The following is a 17,798-nucleotide window of genomic DNA, read 5'->3' on the forward strand; positions in this document are numbered from 1 at the left end:
TTTTGCTTTGTTCCTATTTACGGAACACTGACTTCCACCGGATCAGCGTTCATTCGGCTGCCGGCGGACCGGATCACAAATTCGTAGGTGCTGGATGCTTTAATATTATTGACGGTCAAACTGTAGTCCTTTTTGCCGGACTGGGCAGGGACATAAGCGTTCCAATACGGGGTAATCCGGCCCTTTTTTTCATAAACCCAAAAGCCCTTGACCGGTTCGCTGCTGGAAGCCGGCATGCTCCAGCGGATAACGGCTTTGCCGCCGCTGACCTGAACGCTTTCGTTTTCCACTTTGGAAGGTTTGCTGTCCGTGCGTTTGATGCTGTATTGGTCATACAGCTTGACGCCGTTGCTTCCGGCGGTTTCGTCTTTTTTGGCGGCGGTGTAAGCTTTGATCCGCAGCACATCGGACGAGACCGATACGCCGGTGAACATCTTTTTGTTAGGCTGGGTATTTTTTGCCGCAAAGTAGTCGTTATAACCCGGGTATTTCGTGTAAAACTTATCTCCAAAAGCGTTGGACATCAGATAAATGGTGCCTTTAGGATTCAACGCGTTTCCTTGTTCGTCAAAAGTGATCTGGTTTGCCGGAACAACCTTGTCGTTCAGCATTTGGTGGGACCTCATGTACATATGGTCATGCGCCTCAAACACCATGTCGATTCCCATTTGGTCGAAGGCAGGAACGAGGACTTTTCTGTAAAATTGAACCCGGTCGTCTTCCCATTCGCCCGCATTGTCTCCCGCAGAATAAGGCCCTTTATGGAAGGTGACAAATTTCCACTTGGCATCGCTTTGGGCGACGATATATTTCATCCATTCCACCTGATCGGCAAACTGCTGATCCTGCTCTTTAATGCTGCCGTTACTGGCTAATTCGCCTTCGTATTGGGAATTGAAGACGAGGAATAGGGCATTGCCGTACTCAAAAGAGTAGACCGAACCCGCATCCGTGTTGGGGATCACCTGTTTTGGCAGATTGAAATGATTAAAAAAGTTGGAATTCGGTGTCGTTTCATCGCCGTCATAATCCTGCACCTCGTGCCCGCCAAGTACAGGAACGATCGGAACATGAAGCAGCTGATCCTGCGCAAGCCCAAGCATCCACTGCCACTGCTCCTCCAGATCCCCGTTGTCCACAAGATCCCCGGCATTGATCAGGAACTTCGGATCGCCGATCGTCTGCACGGCTTTTTTGAAGGTATCTGCCCACGGTTCAAAATCCGGCTTGCTCGAAGCCTGGGAATCTGATCCCGCGATAAAATGGAACGGCTCATTTCCCGAATCTGTCGTGAATGTTCCAGTGGCGCTCCAGCTGTCCGCTGATCCGCTGCCGACCCGGTATTGGTAGGATGTTCCCGGAAGCAGACCCGTTGCCGTAACTTTGTGGCTGTAAAATTTCTTTTTCTTGTTCGCTTTCCGGTCGGCTTTGGTGACATAGGTTTGAATTTCTTCGGTGGTGCCCTGGAAGATCATCACGCCGCTCTCCGGAAACGCACTTCCCGATCCTGGAGTGCCTTCTGCAATCTGCACAACGGATGGCGAAGAGGCGTCCGTGTACCATGCAAAAGAACGGGTGGTTTGGGTATCGCCGGTCAAAGTCATATTGATCAGCTTCGGAATCGCAGGAGAATCTGAGGCTTTCCGGATGGTAAAGCTCCAGGAGAGATCCTGTTCCGGAGTTATTCCGTCCTCCTTGCCCGCGATGAGTTCTTTTGGCACCAGAACCGTATAGGTTTTGCCCGCCGCCAAAGCCGGATGTTTGATATTCAGCACGGAAGTGCCTAGGATTTCAGCCGTGACGGAGCTGACCGGAGCCTGATTTTGGTCCGTCATGCTGACGGCGAATCCCGGCTTGATCGCAACCGGTTTGTTAAAAGTCACTTGGACTGCAGCCGTAGGGTCTACCCCAGTGGCATCCGCCTGAGGCGTTACGGAGAGCATTTTTGTTGGAGAACCAACCGGTCCGCCGCCTTCCTTGGGTGATCCGGTGATCCGGATATCCTTGATCAGGCTGGATCCTGTGCTGCCGATTCCCTGCGACCCCTTCGTGTTCGTATTGGAGCTAACGACCCAGCGGATATAGAGCTGGTCCTGGTCGTCCGCCGCGCCGGGTAGAGGGGCATTCGTAAGTTTGCATGTATTGCCAGAGCAGTTAAAGCTGGATAACGCCATTTTTAGCGAGGCTCCAGGCACATCGGTCCAGTTCTGGTTGTCGGTACTAAGTTGAACTTTAAAGTCGCGGGGGCCCGTGCCGCTGGAAGTTTGCTGTGACGACAGCATAATTTGTTCATACCCTTTTGTTGACAAAGAGGCCAGCCAGTATTTTTTGCCGTTTCCGTTGTCCCAGCCTTGGAAGCTAATCGCCTGCTGATCACTGTCGTAATACTCGAAATAGCCGCCGACGCTCCGGAAGCTGGCGTCATGCTGCAGCAGGCCGCCTGTAGCCGGGTATACACCGCCGCCGCTTACCTCTTCAAATATCCATTCCGACAAAACGACGGGAGCAGCAGCTACATCAATGGCATCAGCGGTATCAAAGCCAGTATCGGATTGCTCCGCCCGCGCCTCCTGGTTGTAAGGAAAAATCAGCATAAGAATAACCAAAAACAAAGCACAAACACGAACCCCTTTTTTTCCTGAAATCGCAGTCATGTAACTCTCCTTTCGCAGGTTAGAAAATTAAAGCGCTTTAACTTTTGACCTGGTGAAGGCGGCCGGCCTGCCATTCCTTGTTAATATACGGAAGGGAGGGAGGAAACAGAACACGAAAAAAATCCCGTTAAAAACCAGGTGGACATGCAGCTCCACTGCTGCCAAGCACACTTGCGGTAACCCAGGTTACAGAACCCATTCCGCCGGATGACTAGGATGGAGCTTTATGTTGAAGGGAAAAGAAATGTGGTGTTCCGTTCCTATTACGAGAACTCTATTTTTTGCGATAATTACCCCGACCTATTAAAATAGGCAATGCAAGAAACTATAAGCGGATTGAAACAGGAGGATATTCAGGGAATGGCTCATATACTGGTAGTTGAGGATGAACAGCCGATCAGCGATTTGATCACCATGAATCTTAAATTGGTCGGACATACTTATTCCCAAGCCTATACCGGCCCGGAGGCTGCGGAAATGGTAAAAAAAGAGCGGACGGATCTGATTCTGCTGGATGTGATGCTGCCGGGACTGGACGGATTTGAAGTGATGCGGCAGATTGCGTCGTTGCGTATTCCTGTCATTTTTATTACCGCCAAAAATGCATTGGCAGACCGGATCAAGGGGTTTGAGCTGGGAGCGGAGGATTATATTATCAAACCCTTTGAAATCCTGGAGCTGCTGGCCCGGATAAACGTTGTGCTGCGCAGGAATGAACAATCCCCGTCTATCTTTATTTGCGATTCAGTGGAAGTCCGGTTTCCGGAGCGCCAGGTCCTGGTAGACCAGCTGCCGGTAGATTTGACCGCAAGAGAATTTGAACTGCTGGAAGTGCTGATCCGCAACCAAAATATTGCTCTCTCCAGAGAAAAGCTGCTTGAGCTTGCCTGGGGGTACGATTTTGCGGGGGATACCCGAACCGTGGATGTACATATCCGCCAGCTGCGCAAAAAACTGGGCTGGGAAGAACGGATCAAAACGGTATTTAAACTGGGCTACCGCCTGGAAGTTCAGGTGTAGCCATGCGGTTTTGGCATAAAGTCCTGCTAGCCGTGCTCACGCTTTTTATATTCGCTCTGGATTTAAGTGTCATTATGGTGATGAAAAAAAGCTGGCAGCTTAACATGGAGAGTGAAACCAGACGGGCCTCCAGCGAGCAACTGCTGGTCGCCAATAATATCTACGAGAATCTCGATTCGATCCGCGCGCGGGGCAGCTCGCTTACCCCTGTTTTGCTGGCCAGCGTGGCTGAGTCCTATGGGGATTACTACGGGGAGCAAGGGATCCGCTTGGAGCTCCGGGAGAACGGCCGGCTCGTTTATCCGGGTTCAGGCGGTCAGGCTGCCCAGCCGGAAGAACATGTCATCCGCTTAGCCATGCAGCTTCCTGCGCCATACCAGCAGATGGAGCTGATCTATCAGCGGGACATCAGTTCGCTCTACAGCCAGCAGCAGGAGCTGAACCGTTTTTTTGTCATGATCAACTGGATTGTCGGGCCGGTGCTGGCACTGCTGCTCTATCTATTGATTAAAAAGTTGACCAAGCCGTTAAAGCAGCTGTCGGAGACGTCCAAAACGATTGCCGAAGGAGATTATACCAACCGGGTGAATCTGCACAGCAAGGACGAATTCGGTGAGCTGGCGCTTCATTTCAACCAAATGGCGGCAGTGGTGGAGCAGCGGATCAACGATTTATCCGATATGGCGGAGGACAAACAGCGGATGGTCGATAATCTCGCCCACGAACTGCGGACCCCGCTGACAAGTATGCAGGGATTTGCCGAACTGCTCACTTCGGCCAACATTGGCCAAGAGGATCAGATGAAGGCAGGCCGCTACATTTGGAGCGAGACTGTCCGCCTGAAAAATTTGGCCTTTAAACTGCTCGATTTATCCGTGCTGCGCCACCAGCCGCTGGAGCAAACAGAGGTGGAGGTTGCCGGACTGTTTGAGACCGTCCTGCAGACGGAGCGGTTAAATTTGGCCGAAAACGGTATCCCGCTGCAGACAGAAATCTCCATTCGCGCTGTGCGGGGAGATGGCGACCTGCTGGCCACTTTTTTGGTGAATTTGATTGAAAATGCAATTCATGCTTCGGCTCCGGGCAGCCCGGTCCGCTTGCTGGCTTACAGCCAGGGAGGGGAAGCTGTGCTGGAAGTGCGGGACAATGGCAGCGGCATGACGGAGGAGCAAAGCAAACGCGCCTTTGAGCCGTTCTACCGGGCAGACCCCGCGCGGTCCAGAGTTTACGGGAATGCGGGTCTTGGCCTCGCCTTGTGCCGGCAAATTGCCGAAGCGCATCAAGCCAGGGTTGAGCTGGCTTCGGAACTTGGCGCGGGGACATCCATCCGGCTTATTTTACAACTTTATAACAACTGACCTCCTACTCTATAACATCTTGAGAGTAAGGTATATACAGGCTCAAGATTAAAAGATTCCAGATGGAGGAGATCACATTGAAAAAACACAAATTGCCCGCTGCACTATCCGTTACGTTGATTGCGGGAGGAATGCTTGCTATTAGCTCGTTGTTTGTCCCGGAATTCGTCAACTCGGCTGTTGTCGCCAAAGATCAAACTGCTGCACAAAACAAAGCTGTGCAGAATCGGGCCGAGCAAATGAGTCCCGTACTGAAAGTGGAGGCTCCTGCCCCCGTATCCACAGTGAACGACGATCTGTTTAAAGATATGACCGAGGAACAAATCCAGCAGATTTATGCTGCGATGGACAAGCCAGGCAACGATCCCCGTATTTCCGGCCGGGAACTGACGGATTCGGAAATTAACCGGAGACGGGTGCTGGAGGATAAATACGTATATGAAGGTCTGCGTCCGAAGCAAATGCTGCCGTTAGAACCGGGACATGCCGAACTGTATGTGGATTTGGAGACCAACACGTATACGTATCCGGAGCGGACGTTGACAGACGAAGAGCTGCTGCAGCTCATAGACTGGTCTTACCGGCTGAATTATGCGGCATCCAAACGAAACGTGACAACGCCCGCAATACCGCACGACATCAGCAAAGAGGATGCAGAGACAGCGGCAGCCAAAAGTGTACGCAAGCTGTTCGACGGGGATGTTTCCAAGTTAAAAGCGACGGTGACGCTGGATGAGCCGGGCCTGGAGAAACGTCCGACCTGGATGGTGCATTACGCTCCGCATAAGTCGCTTACCCTGCTTGGTAAAGGGGAGTCGTATTGGGAGTATCATGTGCTGATTGACGCCAAATCCGGGGCCGTGCTGGATACAACCGCTTTTAACCCTACGCTGAAAAGAACGCCAATCGATGCAGCCGCAGCCAAAGCGGTTCAGAAGGACAAACGTTGGATTCAGAAGGCAACACAGATTGTGAAAGAGCGGCAGGGGGAGTCCAGATCGATTGTCAAAGCATACCTGACAGATCAAGAGACAAACAACAAAAGAGGGATGGTGGCAGTAAAGCTGGTGCTGAAGGACGGAAGCAGCTATACGGCGGAACTGCGTTATCCGGATCAAACGTTGCGCTGCCTGATTTACGAAGCCGCGGACAAAAAATAAAATAGAAATTTTGGCTCTCTTCTGCCTTGGTTTTGGCAGGAGAGAGTTTTTTGTGTAAGGCTTAGGGAACGGCCGCTGAAAAAAATCGAAAAAAATTTGATTTTAAGTCGAAGTAAACGAAAAGAATATTCCCTAAAACAAAAGAAAGTATTTTGCACAAAACTAAGCTGGTTTATTCAAAAAAAGGCTTGGTTTTTAGTTTTTTCTAAAATCAAATAAAAATCTTACGTTCTTTCCTTTTAAATAAGTTTATAAATAACGGCAATTTTGATGAAGTATAGTTCATTTGATCATAAAATGGTTTAGTTTGCTTCATTTACAAGTGTTTTTTTATGTGTTAATTTAGCTGTGGAAACGGATTCATTTATATAATACAGAAATGATTTATATTATCCTAAAGTAAGGGGGTGGTCATTTCACAAATAAATTACATACGCTCCACGCTAAAGATAGCTCCTGTTCATTGGCGAGAAATAAGAAGGGGGATGCGCACTGAAGAGAAAGAAAGGAACGTTGGGGGTAACGCTGCTGATTATCCTGCTGCTGGCTGGGGGAGCCGTTTACTACATAAATAGAGCAAATAAACCGCCACCCGAACCGTCCGTCACCCGTCAGCCCATTGATCCCAAAGATGCCGGCAAACCGACAGAAGTACAGGAGAAAGATCTGGATTCCGGTCATGCTCCGGAGTATACATTGACAATTGATACAGAGAATCCTGGCCCGGCAATCAGCCCGATGCTGTACGGCGCTTTTTTTGAAGAAATCAATCATGCGGGTGACGGAGGGTTGTACGCGGAGCTGATCTCCAACCGTTCATTTGAAGATCACCCGGATACGCTGTTTAACTGGTGGATTGAGAAGAAGGGAGAGGGCAGCGGAAACGTAAGCCTCAGCGGCAAAAATCTGCTGAACGGGGTTCAGACACGGTCCATGAAGCTGTCTGTAACTACAGCGTCAAATACCGGCAAAGTTTCTGCGGTCAATAACGGGTACTGGGGAATCGCCCTGAAAGAAGGGGCCGAATACAAGCTTTCCTTTTATGCCAGACCGGAGCCGGGGCAGCGCATGTCTCTGGATGTTTCGCTTGAAAGCCCGGACGGCAGGGAGGTATATGCCGCGCATCCGGTTGGTGTGTTAAAAGAAGGCTGGAACCATTACACCTACACCCTGAAGTCTGCAGGGACGGCGGCGAATGCTCGTTTCCTTATAACGGCATCCACCCCGGGAACAGTGTATCTGGATATGGTCTCTTTGTTTCCGCCGACATGGAAAACCCGCGAAAACGGGCTGAGAATTGATCTGGCCGAAAAGGTGGCGGAGATGAAGCCATCATTCCTCCGCTTTCCGGGAGGATGTTTTGTGGAAGGCAACACCCAGGAGAATGCATACCGCTGGAAGACAACGATTGGCCCGCTCGAAACACGTCCGGGTCATCGAGGCTACTGGAATTACCGCTCCTCCGACGGGCTGGGCTTCCACGAGTATTTACAGTGGGCCGAAGATTTGCAGGCGGAACCGCTTTATGTCGCTTACATCGGCATCTCCCATGACGGTGATCCGGTAACCAAATCCAATACCGTTCCGCTCACGGAAATCGGACCATGGATTCAGGATGTGCTCGACGCCATTGAATATGCCAACGGGCCGGTTACCAGCAAGTGGGGGGCCAAACGAGCGGCAAACGGACATCCCGAGCCTTTTGGGCTCAAGTATGTGGAAATAGGCAATGAAAACAACTTCCAGCCTGCAGAATACAAACAGCGTTACGGTCTGTTCTATCAGGCGATCAAAGCCAAATACCCCGAGATGAATCTCATCGCCAATATGGAAGTGGACGGAGAGCCGGTGGAATTGGTGGATGAGCATTATTACGAATCGGCGGAATGGTTCATGAATAATGCGAGCCGTTATGACAGCTACGACCGCAGCGGTCCGGAGATTTATGTCGGAGAATACGCGGTGACCAAAGGAGCCGGGGAAGGCAATCTGAATGCGGCGCTCGGCGAAGCGGCTTTTATGCTGGGCATGGAGCGCAATTCCGATATCGTCAAAATGGCTTCCTATGCGCCGCTGTTCGTGAACACAAAGGACCGTACCTGGAATCCGGACGCGATTGTTTTTGACGCGGCGTCCAGCTATGGCACACCCTCTTATTATGTCCAGCAGATGTTTGGCAGCAGCAAAGGCGATATCGTTTTGCCCGCCGTACTGGATCAGCACAGACAGACGGACACACCGCAAGCATCCATTCAAGGCGCGGTTGGTCTGGGGACCTGGTCGACGCAGGCCGAGTATGATGATCTGCTGGTTAAGCAGGGTGATCGGATTCTTCTAGAGGACGGCTTTAGTCGGAACAGCGGCAGATGGGAAAGCAAAAGCGGGAACTGGGACAATGCAGCCGGCCTGCTCCGGCAGACGGGGAATTCTGCAGATGCCCGGATTATTGCGGGCGATCCAGCCTGGAGAGACTACACGATAACGCTCAAAGCCAAAAAGACCGGTGGAGCCGAAGGCATGCTTATTCTATTTGGCGTTGAGGACGAGGGCAACTTCTACTGGTGGAATATCGGCGGCTGGGGGAATACCGTGAGCGCGATTGAAAAATCGGTTGGCGGCACCCGTTCGGTGATCGGCCAAAGCGTTCCGCTGAGCATTGAATCCGGCAAAGGGTACGATATCCGCATTGAGCTGTCGGGAACCACCATCCGCACCCATCTTGATGGTAAGCTGGTGCACGAAATCAAGGATCAGGCCGCTGCCGGGCCCATGTTTTATGCGGCGAGCCGCGAGCTTGCCACCGGCGATGTTATTGTCAAAGTGGTCAACTCCTCCGAGCAAGCACTGACCGCCAAACTCCTGCTAAAAGGGATGACCGCAAAAACACTTTATGGAAGCGCTACCGTACTTGCAACGGATATCCTGACCGATGAGAACAGCTTCACCGACCCGGACAAAGCGGCTCCGGTAACCCATAGAGTAACCGGAACAGACGGCAGTCTGGAATATACCTTCTCGAAGTTTTCAGTCACTGTCTTAAGATTGAAGGAAGGAGGCCTGTAAACGAAACCCGGGAAAGTAGCTCGTTTACCATAGACTGGCAAAGCAAATTGTTCATTATCAAAGGGGAGGCTTGCATAATGATTCAAAAAATGAGAAATAGGGACTGGCCGATACTGTTGATGTTGATGGTGTTTCTGTCAGCCTGCAGCAGCGCGCCAGCCACATCTTCCGTCCAAAATTCTCCTAATAACGATATAAATTTGTCATCTGCTCCGGCAGAAACAACCGCCCCGGCAGCCACACAAAGCGCACCGTCCGGAGACACTGGCGGAGGGGGGCTGCCAAGCAAGGATATTACCGGCGAAGTGACGGTGTGGGCTTTCAATGAGACCGTCTTTGACGAGGTGGGCAAAGCCTTTATGGCCGAGTATCCCGGAATCAAGCTGAAAACGGTAGTGCTGCCGTTCGGCGATCTTCACGACAAACTCCAGACCACGATCGCTGCCGGCAGCGGAGCGCCTGATGTGGCCGAAGTGGAAATGTATCAGCTTCATCGTTATATGACCGGCCATGTATTAGAAAATTTGCTGGATGCGCCATATAACGCTGCACAGTACAAAGACCTGATCCATCCGTTCAACTGGGAACGCTGGATGACGCCGGACAGCTCCGAGCTGCTTGGAATGCCATGGGATATGACTCCGGGTGTCTACTATTACCGGGCGGATATTTTTGAAGAGCTGGGCCTGCCCAGCGATCCGGCTGAACTGGGCGAATACATGCAGGATGAGGAGAATTTTCTGAACCTGGTGCAAATTTTGAAAGCTAACGGCAAGTACTTCATGGAATGGCGCGATGGTCCCATTGTCTGGGCCGGAGATGAGGTCGGCTATTTTGACAAGGATATGAACTGGCTGCGCAATACGGACAAAATGGTGAAGGTGCTGGATATCACCAAACGCGGGCATCAGCTCGGCTGGGCTCCCCATGTAGGTTATTCCACCGACGAAGGCAAGCAGCTCGTGTTGAAAGGCGATCTGGTCGGCATCGTGTCGGGTTCGTTTGGCGCCCGCGGGCTGAAGGATACCTTCCCGGAATTGGCCGGCAAATGGCGGGTAACCCGCCTGCCCGCAGGAATCAATATTGGCATGGGCGGATCCAGCTTCGTTATCCCTGCCCAGAGCAAAAACAAGGAAGCCGCCTGGGCCTATATCCAGTGGTGCATGAGAAGCGAAAACGCCTGGAAAATCTGGACGAAGCACTCCATTCAACCGGGATACAAAGATATTTCCGGCCTGGACTGGTATGCAAACACCAAAAACGAATATTTGGGCGGACAAGAGGAGTTTAAGCTGTATGAACAGCTCAACAACAATATTCCGGTCAAGCACTTGACTCCGGTAGACAACAAAAGCTGGGAAATATTCATCGCAGCAATTGAGGATGCGCTCGCCAAAAATACAGACTCCAAAACCGTCATCCAAAAAATAGGGGATGATGTGATGGTTCAAGCCGCCAAGGAAATTGCCAGCTTCAAGAAGGCGATGCAGGAATAATCAAGAGGAGACAGGGGCAACCAGCATTGGCCGAAGCTGTCCCCCTGCATTTCTCCGAAGAACCGGATAACCTGTAACGATGGGAGGAGACCGATGCGTGCTGCGTTACCTGCGAAAATATAAAGGAAGTCTGGCGGTTCTTACGATTTTGGCACTGGCTCTCGCGTGGTGGAATCAGTCTAGAGGCTTTGACAATGCCGCCATGGCGGGGATTCCCAATTACACGGATGTAGACGAAAGCTCTGTCTTGGAGGCGAACAGTATCAATTCCCTGCTGGAGCCAACCTATTCAAGCTACTATGAAGACTGGCAGAAGGAAGGAGCTGCCGATGCGGCGGAATTCGACCTGGCGCTGCCGGCAGACGCCTACTCCGCCATCAGCTCCAGCGGCACGGAACTGATGCGCGGCTTGGGCGCCAAGTCTGGGTCTGCACTGGCGCTGCAGACAGAAGGCAGCTGGGCCGAATACACCTTTACCGTACCTGCGGACGGTTTTTATCAAATGGGGATGGATTATTACGCGCTCCCGGGCAAACGTTCTTCCATTATCCGCAGCCTGAAGATCGACGGAAAATACCTGTTCTCTCAAGTAAAGAAGATGGAATTCCAGCGCATGTGGCAGGAAAGCGGCGAACCCTGGCGGGATAATCAGGGAAATGAATTCAACCCGAAACGCGAGGAGGTCAGCGGCTGGCAGTACCGCGAGTTCCGCGATGCCGAAGCTCGTACTGGGGAACCCTTCCGCTTTTATCTGACCAAGGGCAACCACACGCTCCGGCTTGAAGCAATCCGAGAGCCGGCGGCACTAGGCGATCTGCGGATTTTCTCGCCGCAGACACTGCCTGCCTACGCGGAAGTAGAGCAAGAATATGCAGCCAAGGGCTATAAGCCCGTGCACAACAAACTGATCAAAATCCAGGCAGAAACCTCGACCCTGCGCTCCGATCCGACCCTAAAGCGGATTGAAGACCGGGAACCGCTGACCGAACCTTTCACCAAGGATTCCATCGTGCTTAACAGCTTCGGCGGCGTCGGCTGGCGTACTGGCGGTCAATGGGCAGAATGGAGTATGGAGGTTCCCGAAAGTGGTCTATACAACATCGGCATCCGCTTCGGGCAGTGGTTCCTGAACGGAATTCCGGTTGAACGGCGGATCATGATCGACGGCCGGGTGCCATTCCGGGAAATGAATGCCGTCAAGTTCCCCTACAAAGCGGAGTGGCAGGTGAACAAGCTTGGTAATGAAGACGGACCCTACGATTTCTACCTGGAGAAAGGCAAACATACGCTCCGGATGGAGGTTCAGGTATCCATCGTAGGGCCGATGATTGAGGCCGTATTGAACACAACTCAAAAAATGTCGCTCCTGTCACGCGAAATCACGCAGGTCACCGGCACCAACCCCGACCCTAACGGCGACTGGAAGCTGGAGCAGAATATCACCGATCTGGTGCCCCGTCTGCATTTGATGGCCCGGAGGCTTGATGAGGCTGTACAAGCGATGTACGCCTATGGCGTCGAGCAAGGCAGCTCGGAGCTGAGCACGCTGTATGAAGCACGTGACCGTATCCTGGAGATGGCGGAGGAACCTTCCTCCATTCCCGGCCGGATGCAGCAGTTGACCGATTTGCAAGCTTCTCTAGGCACCTGGGTCAACGGCTTAATGAAGCAAAGCATTGTGATGGACTATATCGTCGTGAAATCGGAGGATCAGCCTTGGCCAGAGGATGCAGCTCCCTGGTATACGAGGCTTGGAACGATGACCTATGACTTTGCCAGCTCCTTCACGAAGGATTACAGCGGGATCGGTAACACCTATAAGGATGAGAAAGTCCTTGAGCTGTGGATCTCCCGCGGCCGCGATTGGGCGGAAATTATCAAACAGATGATCGACGAGGATTTCACGCCAAATACGGGAATCAAGGTTAACGTAAATGTCATTCCTACGGCGGCTGGCGACCAAAAACAAATTCTGCTGCTGGCAAGCACGGCAGGGCTGGCGCCGGACGTAGTTCTAGGCGTTGAAGGCGAAGTGCCGATCGATTTTGCCGTCCGCAATTCACTCGTCAATCTGAACGAGTTCTCTGACTATAAGGAAGTTGCCGGGCGCTTCAGGGAAGGCGCGCTTATTCCTTATAAATATAACGGCGGCGATTATGCGCTGCCGGAGAATCAGAACTTCAGCATGCTCTTTTACCGCAAGGACATTATGGAGCAGCTTGGCATTAAAGAAGAGGACATTCCGGACACCTGGCAGGAGGTGATGGAGCTAATTCCGCTGCTTCAGCAAAACGGAATGGATTTCTATTACCCGCATGCTCCTAATAATCCCGCTTCGGCGATCAACGAGTTTGCGCCGTTCCTGTTCCAGTACGGCGGGGATTTTTATAAAAATCACGGCACCCAGTCCGCACTGGATTCGCCGGAGGCGCTGGCGGCCATGAAGACATGGACCGGTCTTTTTACGAATTACAAGCTGCAAAAGCAGGCGGATTTCTACAACCGGTTCCGTTCCGGAGAAATGCCGATCGGGGTGGCGGATTACTCCACCTATATCCTGCTCTCCACCGCGGCTCCCGAGCTGACTGGATGGTGGGGAATGAAACCGATGCCGGGGATTAAACAAGCCGACGGGCGGATCAACCGCTCCACAGGGGGATTAGCCCAAACGGCCATGATCTTTAGCGATTCCGACATGAAAGAGGAATCCTGGGAATTCCTGAAATGGTGGACCAGTGCTGACGCGCAGGAAAGCTTTGGTTCCGAGCTGGAATCGCTGCTTGGCATTGAAGCGCGCTGGAACACCGCGAATATTGAGGCGCTCAAACGTCTGCCATGGCAGAAGCAGGATATCGATGCCATTTTGGAGCAGTGGGAATGGTTTAAGGAGCGTGAGGTTGTGCTTGGAGGATATTACACGACCCGCTATATCGCCAATATCTGGAATGAAATTGTCCTGAACGGCAAGTATCCGCGCGAGGCCATGGAGCAAGGTGTACGCGAAATCAATAAAGAGCTGGACAAAAAACGCGAGGAATTCGGGTTGGACCAGGCTGCGGCTTCGGGCGCCACAGGGGAAGGAGGACAGAAATGAGCAGTGAAATCATCGTGTCTCCAGAAGGTGCAAAAACGGGCTCGCAGCTGTCCCGGAAGCCGGGAAGAGGCTCCTTGTTATGGACAGAAATAAAGAAAAACAGGGTGTCCTATTATTTTCTGGCGCCGTTTCTGCTCTTGTTCACGATATTTACAATCGTGCCGATCATCATGTCTATTGTTTTGAGTTTTTCCTACTACAACATTATTGAACCGCCGCGTTTCATCGGGTTCTCCAATTACAAGCTGCTGTTTGTGGATGATGATATCTTTTTGAAGGCGGTTGGCATTACGCTGAAATTCGCCATCATCACAGGTCCGATTGGATATATACTCGCTTTTCTGCTGGCCTGGCTGATCAGCCAGATTCCGCAGAAATACAGATTTTTTTATACGCTATGCTTCTATCTGCCGTCAATTACGAGCGCAGTGGCGATGTCCGTCGTCTGGCTGTATTTTTTTGCCGGTGACCGCAAAGGCCTGCTCAATCACTTTCTGATCCAGCTTGGCATTCTGAATGAACCCTATTTGTTTCTGCAAAATGTCGATTCGATCGTTCCCGTTATCATCCTTGTTTCACTCTGGATGAACATGGGCGTCGGATTTCTGGCCTTTCTGGCCGGCTTGCAGAATGTCCCTGCCGATCTGTATGAAGCCGGTGCCATCGACGGCGTCAAGTACCGCTGGCAGCAGCTGTGGTACATCACGGTGCCTGCCGTCAAGCCGCAGCTGCTGTTTGGAGCGGTGATGCAGGTGGTCAGCTCGCTTACCGTATTCGATGTCAGCATGCGGCTGGTCGGGTTCCCCAGCCCGCTGTATGCGGGGCACACGATTATGGCCCACATGTTCGATTATGCATTCACCCGCTTTGAAATGGGTTATGCTTCGGCCATTGCCGTGCTGCTGTTCTTCCTGATGTTCGGGTTAAACCGCCTCATCTTCAGAGTGTTGGGGAGGGAATAGGATGCACAAATTAACTCTAAAACGAATGGATTTCGGCGGCATTGCGCTTTATCTGTTCCTCACCCTGTTCGGGCTGCTGATGCTTATGCCATTGATTTATATGGCAGTCACGGCGTTTAAGCCGACCAGCGAGCTGTTCCTGTTCCCGCCGCGTTTTTTTGTGGTTAATCCGACGCTGGTTAATTTCCGCGACCTGCTGCTTATTACCGGAACCTCGGCGGTGCCGTTCTCGCGGTTTATATTTAACAGCGTAGTTGTTACCGGGGGGATTGTGCTCGGCGGTGTCTTGATCTCGGCAATGGCCGCCTATCCGCTGGCGAAACATAATATGCCCTTCAAAAGCGCCATCTTCGACATGATCGTCGCCGCCCTGATGTTCTCTCCGCTGGTGCTGCAGATTCCGCAGTATCTGCTGATCAGCCGCAGCGGACTGATGAACACGTATTGGGCGATGATGCTTCCGTATCTGGCCGCCCCGATGGGAATGTTCCTGATGACGCAGTTTCTGCGCCAGCTGCCCGATGCGCTGCTGGAGGCCGCGCGGATCGACGGCGCTTCGGAATGGAAAGTATTCTGGGTAATCGTAATCCCGATGCTGAAGCCGGCCATCTCCACCTTTGCGCTGCTCAGCTTCATCTCGGCTTGGAACGATCCTTATCCATCCATGGTGTATACAACGGTCCAGGAGATGAAGACCTTGCCGCTTGCGATTCAGACTATCAGCGGCGGGGCCGGTGTCGTGGCCAGGGTCGGCACGCTGGCGGCGGCAAGCTTCCTGATGATTATTCCGACCTTGGTGGTTTTTGTCATTACCCAGCGGATGGTGCTGCAGACCATGGCCCACTCCGGACTGAAGGAATAGGAGGAGGCAAAATGATGACCAGTAACAGCAGAGCGTTAGGCAAGCGGGCCATCCTTCTGCTCCTCGTGTTTGTCCTTCCGCTGCTGGCGTTCTCCGGCTCTGCATCCGCCGACGCGCCATACCAGGGATACACGTGGAGCCGGTCCGGCAGCGAAGTCAGCTCGATTAACGGCTATCTGTACGATTCATCCATCGATCCCGGCCGTACGTCGGCGGGAGCCCTTAAAAATCCCGAATCGCTGTTCATCGCCGGGGACGACTCGTTGTACGTTGTGGATACCGGCAACAGCCGAATTCTCCATATGGGCAAGGACGGAGCCCTGATTAAGGTGATCGGAGATGCCGAAGGAGACGGCAGGCTGCAGGAACCGAAGGGGATTTTCGTTATGCCAGACGGAACCGTCTACGTCGCCGACACCAAAAACCAGCGGATTGCTGTGTTTAACGCGAAGGGGGAATATGTGCAGGATTTTCCCAAACCGGACAGCACGCTGCTCGGAGCCAATTTTTCCTATTCTCCTTCCAAGCTGATTGTTGATAAGCGCAATTATATGTACGTAGTCAGCGACGGAAATACCCAAGGCTTGCTGCAGATCGATTCCGGCGGCAAATTTAAAGGCTTCTACGGTGCCAACCATGTCGGATTTTCCTGGACCCGGCTGCTGATTAAGCTGGTGGCGACGAAAGAGCAGCAGAGCCAGCTCGCAACAGTCCGCCCGTCCGAGTTCTCCAACGTGGATGTTGACGAGGAAGGTTTTATTTACAGCACCACGCTTGGTGAAGAAACGAACCAGATTAAACGTCTGTCCCCGGTGGGCGTGGACACGCTGAATGCCGGGATTCACCGGTATGGCGATTACTACACAGACGGTCCCTTTGATATGGCTTCTTTTGTAGGAATCAGTGTAGATAAAAACGGGTTCATCACCGCGCTGGATCTGCAGACCGGAAAGGTGTTCCAGTACGACAAGCTGGGCAATCTGCTGTTCAGCTTCGGAGGAATCGGCGACCAGAACGGCTTGTTCGTGACGCCTGCGGCGGTAGATCAGACCTCCGATGGGCTGCTGTATGTGATCGACAAAGGCCGCGGCCGGATCGACCGCTTCCGGGCCACACCGTTCGCGGAGCTCGTTCATCAGGCTTCCCTGCTGTATGTGGACGGAAAATATGAAGAAGCAAAAGCGCTGTGGCATGACGTGCTCCGGTTGAACGCCAACTACGACATGGCCTATCTGGCTATCGGCAAGGCGCTCTACAAAGCGGAGAATTACAAAGAAGCGATGGATTATTTCAAGCTGTCCAGCTCCAGAAACGACTATTCCGCTGCTTTCCGCGAATACCGCAAGCTGTTTATCCGTGAGCATTTCGCCTGGTTTTTCTCCGGAACCGCCGCGCTGCTGCTCTTGCTGTTCTGGTTAACTCCAAAAGTGCACCGCAAGTTTCTGGTCTGGCTGTACGGGCACAAAACGGCGGCAAAAACCAGCGGGGCAAAGGGGGAACTGTAATGTACACTTTGCAGATGATTCATCAGGTGGTCGCCCATCCGTTTCAGTTTTATCAAGACATTCAGGGCAAGCGGGAGATTTTCTGGTATCAGGCCATCCTTATGGTCCTTATGACCTTTGCGGTCCGAATGATTTCCATCCTGATCACCGGCTATGCTTTTGAGACCCGGGAGCCGCACGAAATTTCCATGTTCCATGAATTCATCTGGCTTACGGTACCCTGGCTGACCTGGTGCGTCTCCAATTGGGGGATCAGTACCATCTTGGACGGAGAAGGGAAGTTCAAAGAAATTGTGGTGGGCAGCGCCTTTGCTCTTGCGCCTTACATGCTGTTTACGGTACCGGTGACCCTGCTGACCCAGGTGCTGGCCTTAGATGAGGCGTCAACGTATCACCTGCTGAACCGGTTTGTAATCGTATGGGTGGCCTGGCTGTTTCTGCTTAAAGTAAAAATTTTGCATGATTTTGAGCTGCGCAAGGTCGTCGTCATTACGCTTATCAGTATTGCAGGGATCGGAATCCTGTGGTTTGTAGGCATTTTGCTGTTCGGAATTTCCAATCAATTGGTGTCCTTTATCATCGATTTGCTTAAAGAGCTTAGATTGCGCGCTTAAGGGAGGGAAG

Annotated in this window: 11 protein-coding genes; 10 read left to right on the plus strand and 1 reads right to left on the minus strand. The window is 52.2% G+C overall.

Annotated elements, in window-relative coordinates; genetic code table 11:
* Positions 1-17 precede the first annotated feature (17 nt).
* Positions 18-2,654 (minus strand): fibronectin type III domain-containing protein, encoded by a 2,637-nt coding sequence (locus tag ACE6ED_RS08820; RefSeq protein WP_410826746.1) that lies wholly within the window; start codon positions 2,652-2,654, stop codon positions 18-20.
* 360 nt (positions 2,655-3,014) lie between these two features.
* Here ACE6ED_RS08820 and ACE6ED_RS08825 point away from each other — a divergent pair, with 360 nt between their 5' ends.
* From ACE6ED_RS08825 to ACE6ED_RS08870, 10 genes are all read left to right on the plus strand, one after another.
* The gene (locus tag ACE6ED_RS08825; RefSeq protein ID WP_410826747.1) at positions 3,015-3,674 is read left to right on the plus strand and encodes a response regulator transcription factor; all 660 of its coding nucleotides are present in this window, start codon (positions 3,015-3,017) and stop codon (positions 3,672-3,674) included.
* A 2-nt stretch (positions 3,675-3,676) separates the two neighbouring features.
* Positions 3,677-5,032 carry a sensor histidine kinase gene (locus tag ACE6ED_RS08830; protein WP_410826748.1) on the plus strand — a complete coding sequence of 452 codons (1,356 nt, stop codon included), beginning with the start codon at positions 3,677-3,679 and terminating at the stop codon, positions 5,030-5,032.
* Positions 5,033-5,109: 77 nt separating this feature from the next.
* Positions 5,110-6,192 (plus strand): PepSY domain-containing protein, encoded by a 1,083-nt coding sequence (locus ACE6ED_RS08835; RefSeq protein ID WP_410826749.1) that lies wholly within the window; start codon positions 5,110-5,112, stop codon positions 6,190-6,192.
* 513 nt (positions 6,193-6,705) lie between these two features.
* On the plus strand, positions 6,706-9,255 hold the full coding sequence (locus ACE6ED_RS08840) for an alpha-L-arabinofuranosidase C-terminal domain-containing protein (protein ID WP_410826750.1): 2,550 nt from the start codon (positions 6,706-6,708) through the stop codon (positions 9,253-9,255).
* Between the two features lie 77 nt (positions 9,256-9,332).
* Entirely contained in the window at positions 9,333-10,751 is a 1,419-nt protein-coding gene (locus ACE6ED_RS08845; protein WP_410826751.1) for an ABC transporter substrate-binding protein, read from the plus strand.
* 97 nt (positions 10,752-10,848) lie between these two features.
* Positions 10,849-13,845, plus strand: a complete 2,997-nt coding sequence (locus ACE6ED_RS08850; protein WP_410826752.1) for an extracellular solute-binding protein — start codon at positions 10,849-10,851, stop codon at positions 13,843-13,845.
* Positions 13,842-14,807 carry a carbohydrate ABC transporter permease gene (locus ACE6ED_RS08855; RefSeq protein ID WP_410826753.1) on the plus strand — a complete coding sequence of 322 codons (966 nt, stop codon included), beginning with the start codon at positions 13,842-13,844 and terminating at the stop codon, positions 14,805-14,807. The genes ACE6ED_RS08850 and ACE6ED_RS08855 overlap by 4 nt, the downstream gene beginning before the upstream one ends.
* 1 nt (position 14,808) lies before the next feature.
* Complete coding sequence (locus ACE6ED_RS08860) at positions 14,809-15,669, plus strand: carbohydrate ABC transporter permease (RefSeq protein ID WP_410826754.1); 861 nt, start codon at positions 14,809-14,811, stop codon at positions 15,667-15,669.
* A gap of 11 nt (positions 15,670-15,680) precedes the next feature.
* Complete coding sequence (locus ACE6ED_RS08865) at positions 15,681-17,174, plus strand: hypothetical protein (RefSeq protein ID WP_410826755.1); 1,494 nt, start codon at positions 15,681-15,683, stop codon at positions 17,172-17,174.
* Positions 17,174-17,788 (plus strand): Yip1 family protein, encoded by a 615-nt coding sequence (locus ACE6ED_RS08870; protein WP_410826756.1) that lies wholly within the window; start codon positions 17,174-17,176, stop codon positions 17,786-17,788. The genes ACE6ED_RS08865 and ACE6ED_RS08870 overlap by 1 nt, the downstream gene beginning before the upstream one ends.
* Positions 17,789-17,798 lie beyond the last annotated feature (10 nt).

The sequence above is a fragment of the Paenibacillus nanchangensis genome (assembly GCF_046543445.1).
Classification (GTDB): domain Bacteria; phylum Bacillota; class Bacilli; order Paenibacillales; family Paenibacillaceae; genus Paenibacillus_AQ; species Paenibacillus_AQ nanchangensis.